A 1,936-nucleotide genomic window follows, 5' to 3' on the forward strand; every position below is an offset into this window, starting at 1 on the left:
TCATGTTTGTTCTCCATTGGATTTCGATATGGCAAGTTTTTTGCACAAACATCTTCGCCAAAAAGGTGTTAAGCTGATTTTGAATAATAAAGTTAATGCGATTACACGTGATAAAAACAAATTATTACTTAAACTAAAAGAAAAAAGTATTCAGACTGATATGGTTATTAATTCGATAGGTGTAAGACCCGTTTCAAAACTTGCGATTGAATGCGGACTAGAAGTGAATCAAAGAGGTGCTGTAATAGTAAATAATCGTATGCAGACTAACGATCCTAGTATTTATGCTGTAGGAGATTTGGTGGAAATACTAGATTATATAACTGGTGATAAAACATATGTGCCTTTGGCAGGTCCTGCTCAAAAGCAAGCAAGAATTGCGGCAAATAATATTGCTGGTATAGTATCTGAATATAACGGCACATCTTCTTGCGGGATTGTGAAGGTTTTTGATAAAACAATTGCTTACTGCGGTTTAAATGAAAAAACATTAAAATTAAAAAATATAGAGTATGAAAAAATCTATACTTATACACCTTCTCATCCTTCTTATTATCCCGATTCAGGTTTTATCACTATAAAATTATTGTTTGATAGAAATACTGGCAAAATTTTTGGCGCCCAAATAATAGGGGATAAAGGTGTAGATAAACGTGCAGATGTTTTAGGCACGGTCATACGTCTAAAAGGAACAGTTTATGATCTCGTTGAATTGGAACTTCCTTATTCTCCGCCTTATTCTTCAGCAAAAGATCCTGTAAATATTGCCGGACTTACAGCGCTAAATGTTATTCAAAAAATAAGCGATGTATTTCATTATGAAGATTTAAATAATATCAAGCTTGAAAATGCAGAACTTTTAGATGTGCGCACCAAAAACGAATTTGAACAAGGACATATTGAAGGATTTAGAAATATTCCATTGCAAGAATTAAGGCAGCGAATAAATGAACTTGATAAAAATAAGACGGTTTATGTTAATTGCTTTATAGGTCAACGCTCTTATATAGCCGAACGCATTTTGAAAGGACTTGGTTTTAATGTGTACAACTTTTCGGGCGGATATAGACTATATAAAAGTATATATGATGAGAAAAATTTAATAAATAACTAAAACATAAATAGCAAATACTAGCTATAAGGAGAAGAAAAATGTCAGAAGTAATTCACCTAACAAAAGAAAACTTTCAACAAGTCGTTAGTAACAGCGACAAACCTGTTTTGGTTGATTTTTGGGCAAGCTGGTGCGGTCCATGCAGAATGTTAGCGCCTGTATTAGAAGATGTCGCACAAAGCTTAAATGACCAGGCAGTAATCGCTAAAGTCAATGTAGATGAAGAAAGAGAATTGGCAGAATCTTTTAAAATTATGTCTATACCTACTATGTATATATTTAAAGATAGTAAAGTTATAGATCGTATGATTGGTTATACTAGTAAAGAGAATATAATCAATACATTAAATAAATATATTTAAAAAAAATATTAACATAGAAAAAGAACCCATCAATTATTTGATGAGTTCTTTTTTTTATGACCTAAATTTAATTTTCAGCATATATATTAAAATGATTTTTAAACCAAAAATTTGTGATCTTCACAATGATTTGATAACTGTTCAAGACTTTGAAAATGCAAAAAAGTATCTAACAGATAATTTAAAGTTTTTGAGTAGTATAGTACTTGCTGTTTGGACTACATATACAAAATATAATACTGTAGCAGATGTAAAAAACTTGATAAATGAATATCAAAAACTAAATTTAAACGCAAAACTTTTATTTGGAATTGAAGACATTTCTTTTTTAGCTGTAAATGATTATGAAAAGTTTTTAGAGATTAAGCCTTTTTATGTATCTTTGACTTGGAATTATGATAATTTTTTGGGAGGCGGTGCCTTCGGAGAAAGCGGTTTGACACAAGAAGGCAAACAACTC

The 1,936-nt window shown here is 30.8% G+C and carries 3 protein-coding genes; all 3 read left to right on the forward strand.

From position 1 onward, the window contains the following. A partial coding sequence (locus VIL26_02935) for an FAD-dependent oxidoreductase (GenBank protein ID HEY8389894.1) occupies nt 1-1,114 on the forward strand: 1,114 nt, incomplete at its 5' end. Between the two features lie 23 nt (nt 1,115-1,137). Continuing rightward, entirely contained in the window at nt 1,138-1,476 is a 339-nt protein-coding gene (trxA, locus tag VIL26_02940; GenBank protein HEY8389895.1) for a thioredoxin, read from the forward strand. A gap of 91 nt (nt 1,477-1,567) precedes the next feature. After that, nucleotides 1,568-1,936 (forward strand): hypothetical protein (locus tag VIL26_02945; GenBank protein ID HEY8389896.1); only part of this gene is annotated, 369 nt, incomplete at its 3' end.

The organism is Clostridia bacterium (assembly GCA_036562685.1).
GTDB lineage: Bacteria > Bacillota > Clostridia > Christensenellales > DUVY01 > DUVY01.